Annotated in this window: 11 protein-coding genes; 3 read left to right on the top strand and 8 right to left on the bottom strand. The window is 71.4% G+C overall.

Annotated features, from left to right (window positions below; all coding sequences use genetic code 11):
* The first annotated feature begins 95 nt into the window (after nt 1–95).
* Genes gcvT through gcvP form a run of 3 tightly spaced genes read left to right on the top strand, consistent with a single transcriptional unit; the run spans nt 96 to nt 4,531 of the window.
* On the top strand, nt 96–1,274 hold the full coding sequence (gene gcvT / locus MFF04_RS13120) for a glycine cleavage system aminomethyltransferase GcvT (protein WP_373320050.1): 1,179 nt from the start codon (nt 96–98) through the stop codon (nt 1,272–1,274).
* Nucleotides 1,275–1,295: 21 nt separating this feature from the next.
* Nucleotides 1,296–1,658 carry a glycine cleavage system protein GcvH gene (gene gcvH, locus MFF04_RS13115; protein WP_238276401.1) on the top strand — a complete coding sequence of 121 codons (363 nt, stop codon included), beginning with the start codon at nt 1,296–1,298 and terminating at the stop codon, nt 1,656–1,658.
* A 17-nt stretch (nt 1,659–1,675) separates the two neighbouring features.
* Nucleotides 1,676–4,531, top strand: coding sequence for an aminomethyl-transferring glycine dehydrogenase (gene gcvP / locus MFF04_RS13110; protein WP_238276399.1), 2,856 nt, complete (start codon nt 1,676–1,678; stop codon nt 4,529–4,531).
* A 47-nt stretch (nt 4,532–4,578) separates the two neighbouring features.
* On the opposite strand, the gene MFF04_RS13105 is transcribed toward gcvP, so the two are convergent.
* The 8 genes from MFF04_RS13105 to MFF04_RS13070 all read right to left on the bottom strand — a co-directional run bounded on the left by MFF04_RS13105 (nt 4,579) and on the right by MFF04_RS13070 (nt 16,556).
* Nucleotides 4,579–8,058 carry a YhaN family protein gene (locus MFF04_RS13105; RefSeq protein WP_238276397.1) on the bottom strand — a complete coding sequence of 1,160 codons (3,480 nt, stop codon included), beginning with the start codon at nt 8,056–8,058 and terminating at the stop codon, nt 4,579–4,581.
* Nucleotides 8,058–9,329 carry a metallophosphoesterase family protein gene (locus MFF04_RS13100; protein WP_238276396.1) on the bottom strand — a complete coding sequence of 424 codons (1,272 nt, stop codon included), beginning with the start codon at nt 9,327–9,329 and terminating at the stop codon, nt 8,058–8,060. Before MFF04_RS13100 ends, MFF04_RS13105 begins: the two co-directional genes overlap by 1 nt.
* 112 nt (nt 9,330–9,441) lie before the next feature.
* Nucleotides 9,442–10,059: a ParB-like protein gene (locus MFF04_RS13095; RefSeq protein ID WP_238276395.1), complete on the bottom strand. Its 618-nt coding sequence runs from the start codon at nt 10,057–10,059 to the stop codon at nt 9,442–9,444.
* A gap of 133 nt (nt 10,060–10,192) precedes the next feature.
* Nucleotides 10,193–11,128: a LysR family transcriptional regulator gene (locus MFF04_RS13090; RefSeq protein WP_238276394.1), complete on the bottom strand. Its 936-nt coding sequence runs from the start codon at nt 11,126–11,128 to the stop codon at nt 10,193–10,195.
* A gap of 223 nt (nt 11,129–11,351) precedes the next feature.
* Nucleotides 11,352–11,609 carry a formate dehydrogenase subunit delta gene (locus MFF04_RS13085; protein WP_306308052.1) on the bottom strand — a complete coding sequence of 86 codons (258 nt, stop codon included), beginning with the start codon at nt 11,607–11,609 and terminating at the stop codon, nt 11,352–11,354.
* A gap of 42 nt (nt 11,610–11,651) precedes the next feature.
* Entirely contained in the window at nt 11,652–14,513 is a 2,862-nt protein-coding gene (fdhF, locus tag MFF04_RS13080) for a formate dehydrogenase subunit alpha (RefSeq protein WP_238276392.1), read from the bottom strand.
* A 10-nt stretch (nt 14,514–14,523) separates the two neighbouring features.
* The gene (locus tag MFF04_RS13075) at nt 14,524–16,083 is read right to left on the bottom strand and encodes a formate dehydrogenase beta subunit (protein ID WP_238276391.1); all 1,560 of its coding nucleotides are present in this window, start codon (nt 16,081–16,083) and stop codon (nt 14,524–14,526) included.
* Nucleotides 16,080–16,556 (bottom strand): formate dehydrogenase subunit gamma, encoded by a 477-nt coding sequence (locus MFF04_RS13070; RefSeq protein ID WP_238276390.1) that lies wholly within the window; start codon nt 16,554–16,556, stop codon nt 16,080–16,082. Before MFF04_RS13070 ends, MFF04_RS13075 begins: the two co-directional genes overlap by 4 nt.
* Nucleotides 16,557–16,730: the final 174 nt, after the last annotated feature.

Raw genomic sequence — 16,730 nt, 5'->3', positions numbered from 1 at the left:
CGCCCATGGGGGAAGCTCTCAGGTAGCCGCGACAGATGGGGGTATTTGGCTTCGGGCCGCGCCATGGGCGCTGCTGCGGGGCGGATACCGCTGTCGTGGAGTTCGCCGTGACCACCGATCCCGCAAGCGCGACGCCGGCCTGCGCGGCCGACGCTCTCGAGCGCACGCCGCTCTTCGCCTTCCATCGCAGGCACGGGGCCAGGCTGTGCGCCTTCGCCGGCTACGAGATGCCGGTCCAGTACCCCCTCGGGGTCCTGAAGGAGCATCTGGCGACGCGCGCCGGGGCCGGGCTCTTCGACGTCTCGCACATGGGCCAGATCGCCCTCGTCCCCCGCAGCGGCGACGTCGCTGACGCGGCGCGGGCGCTGGAGACGCTGGTTCCCGCCGACCTCCTCGGCCTGGAGGAGGGGCGGCAGCGCTACGTGCTCCTCACGAACGAGGACGGCGGCATCGTCGACGACCTGATGGTGGCGCGCCTTCGCGACGGCCTCGTGCTCGTCGTCAACGCCGCCAACAAGGCGGCCGATACGGCGCATCTGCGGCGCTCCCTTCCCGACGGCATTGAGATGCGCCCGATCGACCGGGCGCTGATCGCCGTGCAGGGCCCCGGCGCCGAAGCCGCTCTCGCACCGTTGGCCCCGGAGGTCCGGTCGATGCGCTTCATGGAGGCCCGCGAGATCGATGTCGGCGGCGAACGCTGCCTCGTCTCCCGCTCCGGCTACACCGGCGAGGACGGCTTCGAGATCTCCCTCTCGGACGGCCATGTCGAGGGGATCTGCGACGCCCTGGTCGAGGGGGGCGTCGTCCCGGCGGGCCTCGGGGCGCGGGATTCGCTGCGGCTCGAAGCGGGCCTGTGCCTCCACGGATCCGACATCGACGGGGCGACGACGCCGGCCGAGGCGGCGCTCGGCTGGGCGGTCGGGCGGGAGCGGCGGCCGGGGGGAGCCCGTCCCGGCGGCTTTCCGGGCGCCGAGCGCATCCTGCGGGAGCTCGCGGAGGGGCCCGCGCGCCGCCGCGTCGGGCTCCTCGCGGAGGGCCGCGCGCCGGTGCGCGCCGGTGCCGAGCTTTTTGGAACGGAGGAGGGCGCCGAGCCCTGCGGCCGCGTCACCTCGGGGGGCTTCGGCCCCAGCGCCGATCGGCCGCTCGCAATGGGCTACGTCCCCGCCGCCATGAGTGAGCCCGGAACGCGGCTCTTCGCGGAGGTCCGCGGCCGCCGGCTGCCCCTCGTCGTCTCCCGCCTTCCCTTCGTCCCCGCCGGCTTCAAGCGAAGCTGAGCACCGAAAAAGGAGTCCGCCATGCTGCGTTTCACCGAGGACCACGAGTGGCTCCGGCTCGACGGCGACGTCGCGACGGTCGGCATCACGGCGCATGCCGCGGAGCAGCTGGGCGATCTCGTCTTCGTCGAGCTGCCCAAGGTCGGCGCCAGGCTGAAGAAGGGCGACGCGGCGGCGGTCGTCGAGTCGGTCAAGGCGGCGTCCGACGTCTACGCTCCCGTCGACGGCGAGGTGGTGGAGGCGAACGAGGCCGTCGCGAGCGAGCCGGCCTCGGTCGGCGCCGACCCCCAGGGCGAGGGCTGGCTCTACCGGATCAGGCTTTCCGACCCCTCGGTGCTCGCCGCGCTGCTGGACGAGGACGCCTACGCCCGGATCGCGAAGTGACGGCGCGGAGGCCAGCGATGCATCGCGACACGTACGATCCCTACGACTTCGCCAACCGCCGCCATATCGGCCCGACGCGGGCCGAGATCGAGGCCATGGTCGCCGCCGTCGGGGCGGAGAGCCTGCACGGGCTGATCGACGAGACGCTGCCGCCGGGCATCCGCCAGGCGGAGCGGCTCGACTTCGGCGCCTCCCTGTCGGAGCGACGCTCCCTCGAGCGGCTTCGGGCGGTGGCGAATAGGAACCGGCTGCTCGTCTCGCTGATCGGGCAGGGCTACCACGGCACCACGATGCCGCCGGCGATCCAGCGCAACATCTTCGAGAACCCGGCCTGGTACACCGCCTACTCGCCCTACCAGCCGGAGATCAGCCAGGGCCGGCTCGAGGCGCTGCTCAACTACCAGACCATGGTCTGCGACCTGACCGGGCTCGACATCGCCAACGCCTCGCTCCTCGACGAGGCGACCGCCGCCGCCGAGGCCATGGCGATGGCCCGCCGCGTCTCGGCCTCCGAGGCGAACGGCTTCTTCGTCGACCGGGCCTGCCTGCCCCAGACGATCGCGGTGCTCAGGACCCGCGCGGAGCCCTTCGGCTGGGACATCGTCGTCGGCGATCCCTTCGCGGACCTCGACCCGGCGCGGGTCTTCGGCGCGCTCTTCCAGTATCCGGGCGTCGAGGGCGCGATCCACGATTTCAGCGCCGCGATCGCGGCGCTGCACGAGGCCGGGGGCATCGCGGCGGTCGCCGCCGATCCGCTGGCGCTGACGCTCCTGAAGCCGCCGGGCGAGATGGGCGCCGACATCGCGGTCGGCTCGACCCAGCGCTTCGGCGTGCCGATGGGCTTCGGCGGTCCGCACGCCGCCTATATGGCGACCCGCGACGCGCACAAGCGCACGCTCCCCGGCCGGATCGTCGGCGTGTCGGTCGACGCCAAGGGCCAGCGCGCCTACCGGCTCGCGCTCCAGACGCGCGAGCAGCATATCCGCCGGGAGAAGGCGACCTCGAACATCTGCACGAGCCAGGTGCTCCTGGCGGTCATCGCCTCGATGTACGCGGTGTTCCACGGGCCCCAGGGGCTCAAGTCGATCGCGGCCCGCGTCCATCGCGACGCCGTGCGCCTCGCGGAGGGGCTGGAGGCGGGCGGCTTCGAGGTCGCGCCGAAAGCCTTCTTCGACACCATCACGGTGCGCGTGGGCGCGTTCCAGGCGCTGATCCTGGCCCGCGCCGTCGAGAACGGCGTCAACCTCCGCAAGGTCGGCGAGGACCGCATCGGGATCACGGTCGACGAGCGCACCCGCGAGCACGTCATGGAGGCGGTCTGGCGGGCCTTCGGGATCGAGCGCTCGGTCGACCTCGAGACCTGGCCCGCGCCGCGCCTGCCGGAAGCCCTGCTGCGGACCTCGGAATTCCTGACGCACCCGATCTTCCACATGAACCGGGCCGAGACCGAGATGACGCGCTACATGCGCCGCCTCGCGGACCGGGACCTCGCCCTCGACCGGGCGATGATCCCCCTCGGCTCCTGCACCATGAAGCTCAACGCTACGGCCGAGATGCTGCCGATCTCCTGGCCGGAGTTCTCCGAGATGCATCCCTTCGTGCCGCCGGATCAGGCGGCGGGATATCACGAGATGATCGCGGACCTCTCGGCGAAGCTCTGCGCGATCACCGGCTACGACGCGATCTCGATGCAGCCGAACTCCGGGGCGCAGGGCGAGTATGCCGGGCTCATGGCGATCCGCCGCTATCACCGCGCGCGCGGCGAGGGCCATCGCGACGTCTGCCTGATCCCCTCGTCCGCCCACGGCACCAATCCGGCCTCGGCGCAGATGGCGGGGATGCGGATCGTCGTGGTCGGCGCCCGCCCCGACGGCGACGTCGATCTCGACGACTTCCGCGTCAAGGCCGAGCAGCACGCCGAGCGTCTCGCGGCCTGCATGATCACCTATCCCTCGACGCACGGGGTGTTCGAGGAGCACGTCCGGGCGATCTGCGACATCGTCCACGCCCATGGCGGACAGGTCTATCTCGACGGGGCGAACCTGAACGCGCTCGTCGGCCTGGCGCGGCCGGGCGACGTCGGGGCGGATGTCAGCCACCTCAACCTGCACAAGACGTTCTGCATCCCGCACGGGGGCGGCGGCCCGGGTATGGGGCCGATCGGCGTGAAGAGCCATCTCGTGCCCTTCCTGCCCGGACATCCGGAGACGGGTGGGGAAGGCGCGGTCTCGGCGGCCCCCTACGGCTCCGCGTCGATCCTGCCGATCTCCTGGAGCTACTGCCTGATGATGGGCGGGCGCGGCCTCACCCAGGCGACGCGGATCGCGATCCTCAACGCCAACTACATCGCCGCGCGCTTGAAGGGCGCCTACGCGATCCTGTTCAACGGGCGGAACGGGCGCGTCGCGCACGAGTGCATCGTCGACCTGCGCCCATTGCAGAAGAGCTCCGGCGTGACGGTGGAGGACGTGGCCAAGCGCCTGATCGACGCCGGCTTCCATCCGCCGACCATGAGCTGGCCGGTCGCGGGCACCCTGATGATCGAGCCGACGGAGAGCGAGACCAAGGCCGAGATCGACCGCTTCTGCGATGCCATGCTCGGGATCCGCGAGGAGATCCGGGCGATCGAGGAGGGGCGGATCGACAGGCAGGACAACCCGCTCAAGCGCGCGCCGCACACGGTGCACGACCTGATCGGCCCCTGGGAGCGCCCCTACAGCCGCGAGGCCGCCTGCTTTCCGGCGGGCGCCCTCGGGATCGACAAGTATTGGCCGCCGGTGAATCGCGTCGACAACGCCTACGGCGACCGCAACCTGATATGCGCCTGCCCGCCGCCGGAGGCCTACCAGCCCTCGCCGGCGGCCGCGGAGTAGCCCGGCGCCCGTCCTCGGGCGCGGCGGGGCCGCCGCCGCGGCGCGCTTCAGGGAAGCTCGTGCACCCGGGCCCCCGGCACCGCCTTGCGGGCGAGGTCGCAGAGGTGGCGGTGGTGGGTGAGGTAGATCACCTGCCCCAGGTGCGAGACCTTGCCGAACAGGGAAAGGACCTCCTCGGAGCGGGGCTCGTCGAAGGTCTCCATGATGTCGTCGGCCACGAATGGCACCGGGTGCCGGGTCGCGACGAACTCCTCGTAGCCCGCCAGACGCAGCGCCAGGTAGAGCTGGAACCGGGTGCCCTTCGACATGTCGGTCGCGAGCTTCGAGCCGCCCGCGCTCGGCCGGCCGATCAGGATCTCGCGGTCCTTCTCCGGCCGGGTCGCCAGCCCCGCATAGGCGTCGCGGGTCATGGCGCGGAACGCGTCCGAGGCCCGGCCCATCATCGAGCCGCGATGCTTCTCCCGGTAGGCCTGGAGCGCGCGCTCGGCGAGGAGCGCGCCGGTGCGCAGGTGCAGGAAGCGCAGCGCCTTGTCCTCGATCTCCAGGAGGATCGTGCGGCGCTCGGCCTCGATCCGGACCACCGCGTCGTCCCCGCCGACCGCCGCCAGCCGGTCGGCCGCCGCGGACTTGGCCGCGAACAGCTCCTTCAGGCGCTCGTTGAGATCCTCGACCCGGCGGTCGCTCGTTTCGTACGCCTGCGTCCGCTCCTCCGGCGCGCCCTCGGCGAGCCGTTCCAGGGCCGCCTCCAGGGACGGCGCGCCGGCCTCTTGCCTGATCCGGGCGGCGAGCTTGTCCCGGTCCGCCTCGATGCGATCCCTGCGCGCGCATTCGTCGAGGCGGGCCGAGACGTCCGCAAGGCTCGTCAACCCGAAGAAGGCCAGGCGCTCCGCCTTGCGCGCGTCGTGAAGCCCGATCTCCTCGAGAAGCACGCGCCGCTTTGCCTCGAGATCGGCGCGTTCCGCTTCCTTCGCCCGGCGCGCGTCTAGGGCATGGCCGGCGGCCCGGAGCCGGTCGCGCAGGGCCGAGGCGGCGGCGACGGGCTCCGTCCCGTCCGCAGGCTCGCCGAGCGCCGCCTGTACGCTCGCCAGCTCCGCCAGGAAGGCTTCCCGGTCGGCCTGCATGGCCTCGACGCGATGGCTCAAGCCGTCGCGCTCGGCGAGCCGCTCGGGGAGACCGGCGATGGCCTCCACGATGGCCCTGACGGCGGCACGGTCGGCGGCGAGGCCGGCGAACCAGGTGCCGGCGAGCGCGCGACCCCACGCCTCTTCCCAGGCCCTGCCGTCCCCGGCCGCGGCCGCGGCGTCCTTGCGCCGCGCTTCGAGCGAGCGGGCGTCGTCGCGCAGGCGCTTGTCGGCGGCGGCGCGGGCCTCGGCGTACCGGGCGTCCTCCGCCAGCAGCGTGTCGGCGGCCTGGAGCAGGGCCGGCAGGTCGAGGCCCTCAGGAGGTGTCCCGGCGGCCGCGAGGGCCTCGCCGAGGGCGCCGGCCTCCCGCGCGATCTCGGCCTCGACCGCCGCGCACTCGGCCTCGGCCGTCCGCCGCTCGGCGATGGCCGCCACCGCCCGCTCGCGCAGGGCGAGCCAATCCTCGATGCCGGAAAGACGCTCCCCGGCCGATGCCGCGTCCCCGCTCCCCGGCAGGCCGGCCGCCTCGATCCGCGAGGACAGGTCGGATCTCTCCCCGTCGAGTTCGGAGAGCAGTTCGGCCTCGCGGGCGATCCCGGCCCGGCAGACCTCAAGGTCCCGGCGCAGGCCGCGCAGCTCCGCGAGACGGTCGGCGGCGGCGAGGCGCGCCTCGGCCATGCCGTCGACGGCCTGCATCGCCTGCTCGAAGGCGGCGGCACTCGCCGCGTCCATGGCATCGCGGTGCCGGACCCAGGCCGCGTCGCGCCGCGCGCGGAGAGCGGCCGCCTCCGCGTCCCCGATCGGCCCGATGGCGGCCTCGGCCGCGGCGACCTTCGCCGCCAGCGCCGCGCCTTCCGTCTCCAGGCCGCGCCCTCGTTCACAATGCCCCTTCGATCGCAGCGCGTGCTCGGCGGCCTCGTCCCGCCACGCCTGGATCTGACGTGCCGAGGGGACCCGAAGCGCTTCGAGGGCCGCCGGCTCGCCCGACCAGGGGGCGAGGCGACGCATCGCCTCCTCGGCGGCCTGCGACTTCGCGCGGGCGGCCGCCTGCGCCAGACGCCGGCGGGCGAGGAGGTCGGTCTCTCGAACGCGGCCGGCCGCCGCCTGGAGGGCCGCCCTCTGCGGCGCCCCGAGCGCAGGATGGTCGCGGTCGAGGGCGGCCCGATCCTCGCGCGCGCGGTCGAACGCCTCTGACGCGGTCTCGTGCTCCTCCCGACTCCTGGACAGCTTCTCCTCGACCCCCGACCAGCGCTCGATCAGGCCCCGGAGGCTGCCGAGCGTGGCCGCGTCGACGGCGAGGGCGTCGGGATCGGCATCGTTCTCCGGGCCCGCGATCGCGCGCGCGAGCTGGGCGAGCCGGGAGCGGCTCTCCGCCAGTTCCGCGCGGCGCTTCGGAAGGTCAGGCTCGGCCGTCTGAACGCGGGCGGAGCCGAGCGAGAGCGCCTCGATCCGGTCGGCGAGCCCGAGCACCCGCCGGTCGACGGCGATCCCGTCGATCTCCGCCCGCAGCCGCTCCAGGCGCTCGTCGGCCGCGGCGCGCTTCGTCCCGAGGGTGGCGTCGGCCACCATGAGCGCCGGCAGGTCGGAGGCCCAATGCGCGGGCGGGCGCGGAAGCTCGGCGTGCGGCGCCAGGACCGCGGAGAGGCTCGCATGCTCGGCGGCGAGCGGCGCGGCCCGCACCAGGCCGCCGAGATCGTCCCGGCGGGCCTTCAACGTGCCGTGCTCGGTCATGGCCGCGTCGTAGGCCTGCTCGGCGCGCCTCAGCTCGGCGACGAGCGCGGCGTGGGCGCTGGCCTGGACGTCGACCTTCTCACGCTCCGCCTTGAGGTCGTTCAGGCGCCGCTTCAGTCCGGCGATCTCCGTGGAGGACGCGCGCCTGCGGAAGATCGCGTCGGCCTCGCCCGTCACCGCCGACAGCGCCCTGCTGAGGCCGGCGAGGCCGGCGCTCGCCGAGAACAGCAGCTCCCCGAGATCGCCCTTGCTGTCGAGGATGGCGTTGCCGCCCTCCTCCAGCGTCTGGTCGTCGAGGGAGAACATCATCCGGTAGGCGTCGCGGGTGAGGCCCGCCAGCGCCCCGGCGATCACCCCGTCCCCGACCGGCTGGCCCGCGGCGTCCCGGAGGGAGCCCGTCCGCTGCTTGACGCGGCGCAGTTCGTGGCGCGCCTCCCCGACCTCCAGCACCGCCCCGACCTCCATGGCAGCGTAGGGGTGCAGGAAGTCGTAGCGCGAGCGCTCCTCGATGCCGAACAGCAGGTCGAGGAAGCCGGAGAGGGCGGTCGACTTGCCCGCCTCGTTGAGGCCGTAGACGATGTGCAGGTCGGGGCCGCCGTCGACCTTCTCCCCGAAGTCGATCACGTGGTCCGTGAACTTGCCGTAGCGCGTCAGGTCGAGGCGGCGCAGGCGCATCAGCGGGTCCCGGCCCCATCCTGGCCGAGGCGGGCGACGATCTCCGCGCCGCTCTCGCCGAGGAGCCGGTCGAGGAAGCGCTCGAACTCCGCCTCGTCCTCGCCGCAGAAGCGCCGGGCATCCGGGGGCAGGTCGTCCCGGATCTCCTTGACGAGGGCGCCGACGCTCTCGCGCACCGCGGGCTGGCGGAGGATCTCGTCGCGCAGGAGGGCGCCGAGCTCGTCCAGGGGGTCGGCGATGCCGCCGGCCGGTGCCGTCGCGTCGGGGGGCGTCGCCGCGATCTCGATCTTGTCGATCCAGACCTGGCCCGCGCCTCCGAGCCGGTGCTCGATCTCGGCCCGGAGGAGATCGCTGTCCCGGCGCAGCCGCCAGGCCAGGGGCGTGCGGCCGCCGAGCACCAGCCGGCCGACGAGATGCGCGGCCGCAGTCCGGCTCCGGGCCGCCTCGACCGCGCGCTCGATCCCGTCCAGCACCGCAGGCCAGCTGTCGAGGTTCGAAAGGTCAACGGAAATGCGCTCGAACTGGGCGATGCTCGTCGGGCGCTCCTCGATCAGGATCGTCCGATCGTCGCGGACCGTGACGAGGCTGACCGTCTTCAGGCCGGACTCTCCAATGTCGCGGCCCTGGGGCATGCCGGGCATCACCACCTTCGAGGCCCCGCGATGCTCCGAGCGGGCGTGGACGTGGCCGAGCGCCCAGTAGTCGAAGCCCCACTCATGGAGGTCGGCGACGGAGCAGGGCGCGTAGGGGTCGTGCCCGGCCGCGCCGACGAGGCTCGTGTGCATGATGCCGATGTTCACGGCGTCCGGCCGGGGCCGGCCATACTTCGGAAGCAGGCTGTCGGGGGCGTGCGCCTTCGCGAAGCTCAGGCCGTGGATCGCGACCTCGATGTCGCCCTTGCGGACCGTCACGGTCTCGGCCCGTCCCCCGAAGAGCTTCAGGGAGGGCGGCAGGACCAGCTCCTGCGTGATCTTCGAGAGGGCGTCGTGGTTGCCGCGGACCTTGTAGACGACGATCCCCGCCCGGTGCAGGCGCTCCATCTGCTCCGCGAGGTAGCGGGCCGTCTTCATGGAGGTCTGGGTGCCGTCGTAAAGGTCGCCCGCGACGATCAGGGCGTCGACCTGCTCCTCGAGGCAGAGGTCGACGATGGCGCTGAGCGCCTGCCGGGTCGCGCCGCCGATCAGGGCCGCGAGATCGGGGTTGCGCAGGGCGAGACTCCGCAACGGCGAGTCGAGATGGATATCGGCCGTGTGGAGGAAACGGAAAGCCATACGCCGGGGGACACGCTGCACGCCCGAGGGGCGCCGTCGGCGACCTTGGGGGATCGCCGGACCGGGTTCAAGGCCGCCGCGCCCCGTCCCTGTGCAAGAGCCGGAGGCCCGATCAGTCCGTCGGTCCGCACCAGCCGGGCAGGTAGGCCGCCTCCGGCGTCTTGGAGAGCTGAAGCGCCTCGCGCATGGCGGCGGTGAAGTCGGTCTCGACGAGCTTGCGCTTGAGGCGGCGGCGCAGGAAATCCGCCCAGAGGAACTCGGCGAAGGGCGTCGGGTCCTTGGCGTAGCCGCCCGCCCGCCGCAGCTCCCCAGCGAGGCTCCGGAACGGATCGTCGGCGAGGTCGGCGACGCTCTTCGGCAGGTCCGAGATCGGCTGGCGCACGCCATCGGCATCGTAGGGGTGCGCCCAGCCGCGGTGGTCGGCGAACACCCAGAAGGCCGCCTTCTCGAGGTGGCTCAGGTCGGCGACGACGCTGGTCAGCACCTCGGACACGCCCTCCTCGAGCAGCGCGCGGGCGAGGTGGTGATGGTCGATGACATAGCGGCGGCCCTTCGGACCGAGCAGCACCGGGATCATGTGGGCTCCGAGGAAGTCCCCGCCGCCGTCCTTCTTCTGCTTCTCGCGCCAGTGCCGCCGCTTGTCCTCGACCTCCCGGTAGCCAACCGTGAGCTGGGTCGGCCTGAGATCGCGGATCGGGATCGGGTGGAGGAGCGGTTCGCGAGGAGACATGGCGAGACGAAGCCCTGATCGGCGGAGCCGGTCCGCCTCGGAAGGCGATCTATCTGGCACTCGGGCACCGCGCTGAGAAGCGCCCGGCGGCCCGAGCCTCGCTTTCGTGATCGCGCAGCCGGAGAGCCTCGTCTCAGACGGGCTCCGGGGCGAGGCTCACCGGCGCCCCGCGCGGCGCTTCCGCGACCTGCCGGGCCAGGCGCTCGGCGACGGCGACGAGGGCCGTCACCATCGGCGTCGCCGGGTCCCGGCGCAGGGCGACGAGGCCGATCGTATGCTCGATGCTCGGCTCGACGATCGGGATCGCGCGCACGCCGGGCAGCGGCCCGAGGGATTCCGCGAGGACCGCCGGCACGACGCTCGCCCAGCGCAGGGTCCGCACATGGGCCATCAGCGCAATCATCGAATTCGACTCGATGGCCGGCGACGGCTCGTGGCCGGCGGCGCGGATCTGCTGGTCGACGATCCGCCGGTTCTGCATGGTCGGCGTCAGCAGGCAGAGCGGCGTCTGCGCCACCTCCGCCCAGGTCACCGTCTCGCGGCCCTCCAGCATGCCGTGCTCGGCGATCAGCAGGCGGTACTGCTCCTGGTAGAGCGGCACCGCAGCGACGCGGCCGAGGGGCTCGTTGTCGAGATAGGTGAGGCCCGCATCCACCTCGAGGTTCTCGAGGAGCGAGAAGATGTCCGCCGAGGCGGTGGACTCGATGGTGAGGCGGACGTCGGGATAGCGGGCGCGATAGGGCGTCGTCAGCGCGGCGATCATCGGCAGCGCGGTCGGGACGGCGGCGATGCGCAGGTGCCCGGACAGTCCCCGGCGCAGGGCGGCGACGTCCTCGTGCATGGCGCGGGAATCCGCGACGATGCGGCGGGCCCAGGCCAGCACCCGCTCGCCCTCCGGCGTGAAGCCCTGGAAGCGGGACCCTCGCTGGACGAGCTGGACCCCGAACTTGTTCTCAAGCTGCTTCACCCCCGCCGAGAGGGTCTGCTGCGTGACGCAGCACGCCTCGGCCGCCCGGCCGAAATGCTGCTCGCGGGCGAGGGCGAGGAGGAAGTCGAGCTTGTCGATCACCGGCGGCTTTCCCCGGGCGCGGCAGGCCGACCCGGCCGAGACAGGAACCTCCGCCGCTTCGGGACCGAAGGCGAGGGCCGGCCGATGCTAAGGGATGCGGGCCGCCGAAACCAAGCCCTCGCCCCCTATGGCGACCTCGCTCGGACGGATGTCGGCCGCCTCTGAAACGCGAAAGGGGCCGCCGGCGGTCCGGCAGCCCCTCTCCAATGCCTTCGACCGGCTGTCAGCCGGCGTCGCTGGCGCCCGCGCCGAGGAGGTGCGGGTCCCGCGTCGCCTCGCGCACCGGGCTTTCCAGACCCGAGGTGTCCTCGGTTAGGGCGCGGACGACGAGGTTGTCGAGGCGGTCGCCCGCCTCGTCGATGTAGTCGGTGAGGTTCCGGCGCATCTTCGGCGTCCAGAACGCGACGATGTGCTTGGAGATGCCGGCGACCGCCTCCTCCTCCGGGTAGGAGCGGAAGAAGCTGGCGATCTGGTTCGCCATGCGCACCAGCTTATCGTTGACGGACAGCACGCTACGGGTTCCTCACTCGGCCGCGTCGAGGGACTGGGCGATGCGGGTGAGGGAGAAGTCCTCCTCGTAGAACTTCGCCTGCCAGTCGGAGGGGCGGTTGGTCCGCCGCACCTGCACCGCCGTCACCTTGTACTCGGGGCAGTTGGTGGCCCAGTCCGAGAAGTCGGTGGTGATGACGTTGGCGCCGGTCTTGGCATGGTGGAAGGTCGTGTAGACCACCCCCGGCTGCATCCGCTCGCTGATCACCGCCTTGAGGGCGATGTCGCCCGAGCGGCTCTCCAGCGAGACGAGGTCCCCGTGGACGATGCCGCGGGCCTCGGCGTCGAACGGATGGATCTCGAGGATGTCCTCCTCGTGCCAGCGCGAGTTCTCCGTACGGCGGGTCTGCGCGCCGACATTGTACTGCGACAGGATGCGGCCCGTGGTGAGGATGAGCGGGAAGCGGGGGCCCGCCCGCTCCTCGGTCGCCACGTACTCCGTGATCATGAACTTGCCCTTGCCGCGCACGAAGCGGTCGACGTGCATCATCGGCGTGCCGTTCGGGGCGTTCTCGTTGCAGGGCCACTGCACCGAGCCGAGCTCGTCGAGCTTGGCGTAGGAGACGCCGGTGAAGCTCGGGGTCAGGCTCGCGATCTCGTCCATGATCTCGGACGGGTGCGTGTAGCTCATCGGGTAGCCCAGCGCGTTGGAGAGGAGCACCGTGCCCTCCCAATCGCCGTAGCCGCCGAGCGGCGACATCACCTTGCGGACGCGGCTGATGCGCCGCTCGGCGTTGGTGAAGGTGCCGTCCTTCTCCAGGAACGAGGCGCCCGGCAGGAAGACGTGGGCGTACTTCGCCGTCTCGTTCAGGAAGATGTCCTGGATCACGATGCACTCCATGGCCTTGAGGCCGGAGGTGACGTGATGCGTGTCGGGGTCGGACTGCGCGATGTCCTCGCCCTGGATGTACATGCCCTTGAAGGAGCCGTCGACGGCCTCGTCGAGCATGTTGGTGATGCGCAGGCCCGGCGCCGAGTCGAGCTTGGCGCCCCACAGGGCCTCGAAGCTCTCGCGGGTGGCATCATCCGAGACGTGCCGGTAGCCGGTGAACTCGTGCGGGAACGAGCCCATGTCGCAGGAGCCCTGCACGTTGTTCTGGCCGCGCAGCGGGTTCACGCCGGCGCCGAGCTTGCCGATGTTGCCGGTGGCCATGGCGATGTTGGCCATGCCCATCACCATGGTCGAGCCCTGGCTGTGCTCGGTGACGCCGAGCCCGTAGTAGATGCCGGCGTTGCCGCCCTTGGCGTAGAGGCGGGCGGCCGCGCGCAGCTCGGCCGGGTCGACGCCGGTGTACTGCTCGGAAGCCTCCGGCGAGTGGCGCTCGTCGGCGACGAAGCGCGCCCACGCCTCGAAGTCGCCGAGCTCGCAACGCTCGCGCACGTAGGCCTCGTCGATGAGGCCCTCAGTGACGATGACGTGGGCGAAGGCGTTGATGAAGGCGACGTTGGAGCCGGGCTTCAGCGGCAGGTGATGGTCCGCCTGGACGTGGGGCGACTTCACCAGATCGATCTTGCGCGGATCGGCGACGATCAGCTTGGCGCCGGCGCGGATGCGCTTCTTCATGCGCGAACCGAACACCGGGTGCCCGTCGGTCGGGTTGGCGCCGATGACGAGGATCACGTCCGTGTGGTCGACGGAGGCGAAGTCCTGGGTGCCGGCCGACGTGCCGAGCGTCGACATCAGGCCGTAGCCGGTCGGCGAGTGGCAGACGCGGGCGCAGGTGTCGACGTTGTTGTTGCCGAAGGCGGCGCGCACCAGCTTCTGGACGAGGTAGGCCTCCTCGTTGGTGCAGCGGGACGAGGTGATGCCGCCGACCGAGTCCTTGCCGTACTGGGCCTGGATGCGCTTGAACTCGGAGGCGGCGTGATTGATCGCCTCCTCCCAGCTCACCTCGCGCCACGGGTCCGTGATCTTGGCGCGGATCATCGGCTTGGTGATGCGGTCCTTGTGGGTGGCGTAGCCGTAGGCGAAGCGGCCCTTGACGCAGCTGTGGCCGTCATTGGCCTTGCCGCCCTTGTAGGGGACCATGCGGACGATCTTCTCGCCCTGCATCTCGGCCTTGAAGGAGCAGCCGACGCCGCAATAGGCGCAGGTCGTGACCGCCGAGTGCTCCGGCTGGCCCATTTCGATGACCGACTTCTCCTGAAGCGTCGCGGTCGGGCAGGCCTGCACGCAGGCGCCGCAGGACACGCACTCGGAGTTCATGAAGTCGGTCGGGCCGGCGGCGACGCGGCTGTCGAAGCCGCGGCCGGCGATCGTCAGCGCGAAGGTGCCCTGCGTCTCCTCGCAGGCACGGACGCAGCGGTTGCAGACGATGCACTTCGAGGGGTCGTAGGTAAAGTACGGGTTCGAGGTGTCCTTGGGCAGGTACTTCTCGGCGGTCGGCTTGACGTGGTTGTCGCCGTCGTAGCCGTAGCGGACCTCGCGCAGGCCCACGGCGCCGGCCATGTCCTGCAGCTCGCAGTCGCCGTTCGCCGCGCAGGTCAGGCAGTCGAGCGGATGGTCGGAGATGTAGAGCTCCATCACGCCCTTGCGGAGCTTGGCGAGCTTGTCCGTCTGCGTGTGGACGACCATGCCGTTCTCGGCGGGCGTCGTGCAGGAAGCGGGCGTTCCGCGGCGGCCCTCGATCTCGACGAGGCAGAGGCGGCAGGAGCCGAAGGGCTCGAGCGAGTCCGTGGCGCAGAGCTTGGGGATCTGCGTGCCCATGGTCATCGCCGCGGCCATGACCGAGGTGCCGGCCGGCACCGTCACGTCGACGCCGTCGATCTTGAGCGTCACCAACTGATCGGTGACGCGGATCGGGGTGCCGTAATCGATTTCCTTGATGAGGGTCATGAACGCCTCCTCACTCGGCCGCCATGGCATGGGAGCCATCGCCGCTAAAATCCTCGGGGAAGTTGGTGATCGCGCTCATCACGGGCATGGGGGTCAACCCGCCCATGGCGCAAAGCGATCCGTCGGTCATGGTCTCGCAGAGGTCCGCGACGACCTTGAGGTTGTCCTGGCGGCGCACGCCGGCGATGATCTTGTCCATCGTCTCGACGCCGCGGGTGGCGCCGATCCGACACGGCGTGCACTTGCCGCAGGACTCGGTGGCGCAGAACTCGAAGGCGAAGCGGGCCTGGGCGGCCATGTCGACGGTGTCGTCGAACACCACGATACCGCCGTGGCCAACGAGGCCCTTGGCCGCCGCCATCTTCTCGTAATCGAGGGGCGTGTCGAGCAGGCTGTCGGGGAAGTAGGCGCCCAGCGGACCGCCGACCTGCACGGCCCGCACCGGACGGCCCGAGAAGGTGCCGCCGCCGAAGCCCTCGATGACCTCGCGGAGCGTGATGCCGAAGGCGTACTCGATGAGGCCGCCGTACTTGACGTTGCCGGCGAGCTGGATCGGCAGGGTGCCGAGCGAGCGGCCCATGCCGTAGTCGGCGTAGGCCTTGGCGCCGTGCTCCATGATCCACGGCACGGCCGTGAAGGTCATGACGTTGTTGACGAGCGTCGGCTGTCCGAGGAAGCCCTTCAGGGCCGGGATCGGGGGCTTGGCCCGCACGATGGCGCGCTTGCCCTCAAGGCTCTCCAGCAGGGAGGTCTCCTCGCCGCAGATATAGGCGCCGGCGCCCATGCGCACTTCGAGGTGGAAGGCCTTGCCGGAGCCGAGGACGTTGTCGCCGAGCACGCCGGCCCTGATGCCGTTGGCGATCGCCTCGCGCAGGGTCTCGAAGGCCTGCGGATACTCGGAGCGGCAGTAGATGTAGCCGCGGGTGGCGCCCGTGGCGACGCCGGCGATGGTCATGCCCTCGATCAGGTTGAAGGGGTCGCCCTCCATCATGATCCGGTCGGCGAAGGTTCCGGAATCGCCCTCGTCGGCGTTGCAGATCACGTATTTCTGCTGCGCCTTCGCGAGCATCACCGTGTTCCACTTGATGCCGGCCGGGAAGCCGGCGCCGCCGCGGCCGCGCAGCCCCGAGTCGCGCACCTGGGCGACGATGCCCTCGGCGTCGGTCTTCAGCGCCGCCTCGAGACCCTTGTAGCCGCCGTGCGCCTTGTAGTCCTCGACGGAGACGGGATCGACCACGCCGCAGCGGTGGAAGGTCAGCCGGTGCTGACGCGCGAGGAAGGGAATCTCTTCGGGGTTGCCGAGGCGCAGGGCGTGCTCGCCGCCCTGGAGGAGCCCGGCATCGAGGAGCGCGTCAACGTCGTTGGCGGTGACAGGCCCGTATGCGACCCGGCCCTCGGCCGTACCGACTTCGACCATCGGCTCCAGCCAGAGCATGCCGCGGGTGCCGGTGCGGACGATGGTGACGTCGAGGCCGCGGCGCTCGGCGCCGGCGAAGATCGCCCGGGCGACCTTGTTGGCGCCGAGGCCGAGGGCGACGGCGTCACGCGGGACGTAGACGGTGACGCTCATCGGCCGGCCTCCGCGAGAGCGGCCTGAATGGAATCGGCCGTGATACGAGCCAGGGGCTCGTTGTCGATCAGCGCCGCCGGCGCGTTGGAGCAGAGGCCGAGACAGTAGACCGGCTCGACCGAGCAGGAGCCGTCGGCCGCCGACTCGTGCCAATCGCAGCCGAGGCGCTCGAGCACCTCGCGATGGAGCTTGGTCGAGCCCATGGCCTGGCAGGCCTCGGCGCGGCAGAGCTTCAGCTCGTGGCGGGCGCTCGGCGGCTGACGCTTGAAGTCGTGGTAGAAGCTGACGCAGCCGAACACCTCGGCCCGCGACATGTTGAGCGCATCCGCGATCATCGGCACGGCGTCCTCGTGGACGTAGCCGAAGCGCTCCTGCAGGGCGTGCAGGATGGGAAGCGTGGCGCCCTCCAGGTGGAGATGCTCGGAGACGATCTCGGAGGCGCGCTCGGCGTCCCAGGCCTCGTGACGTGGCATGTTTCCCTGCCCAAATTGGTCTTATTCTAAGGGCCGAAACTTATAGACCGGGGTTTTGTATTCAATCAAGGAGTCCCGTCGATCGACAAAGGATGCCTGTCGGACGACTCTCGGCAGATGGGGAACCTGCGGATTCCGCCCGTGATTGGACGCCGGACGGGCCAATCGGAGCCC

Origin of the sequence: Methylobacterium jeotgali, assembly GCF_022179345.1 — a bacterium.
Taxonomy (GTDB): Bacteria; Pseudomonadota; Alphaproteobacteria; order Rhizobiales; family Beijerinckiaceae; genus Methylobacterium; species Methylobacterium jeotgali.
The sequence above is the reverse complement of the archived record's forward strand: the minus strand, read 5'-3'. Positions and strand labels throughout refer to the sequence as shown.

Excerpts from the sequence above, each read along its gene's own strand:
- gcvH (WP_238276401.1), top strand. The coding sequence starts at position 1,296 with ATGCTGCGTTTCACCGAGGACCACGAGTGGCTCCGGCTCGACGGCGAC.
- gcvP (WP_238276399.1), top strand. The coding sequence starts at position 1,676 with ATGCATCGCGACACGTACGATCCCTACGACTTCGCCAACCGCCGCCAT.
- MFF04_RS13105 (WP_238276397.1), bottom strand. The coding sequence starts at position 8,058 with ATGCGCCTGCGCCGCCTCGACCTGACGCGCTACGGCAAGTTCACGGAC.
- MFF04_RS13100 (WP_238276396.1), bottom strand. The coding sequence starts at position 9,329 with ATGGCTTTCCGTTTCCTCCACACGGCCGATATCCATCTCGACTCGCCG.
- MFF04_RS13095 (WP_238276395.1), bottom strand. The coding sequence starts at position 10,059 with ATGTCTCCTCGCGAACCGCTCCTCCACCCGATCCCGATCCGCGATCTC.
- MFF04_RS13085 (WP_306308052.1), bottom strand. The coding sequence starts at position 11,609 with ATGGCGAACCAGATCGCCAGCTTCTTCCGCTCCTACCCGGAGGAGGAG.
- fdhF (WP_238276392.1), bottom strand. The coding sequence starts at position 14,513 with ATGACCCTCATCAAGGAAATCGATTACGGCACCCCGATCCGCGTCACC.
- MFF04_RS13075 (WP_238276391.1), bottom strand. The coding sequence starts at position 16,083 with ATGAGCGTCACCGTCTACGTCCCGCGTGACGCCGTCGCCCTCGGCCTC.
- MFF04_RS13070 (WP_238276390.1), bottom strand. The coding sequence starts at position 16,556 with ATGCCACGTCACGAGGCCTGGGACGCCGAGCGCGCCTCCGAGATCGTC.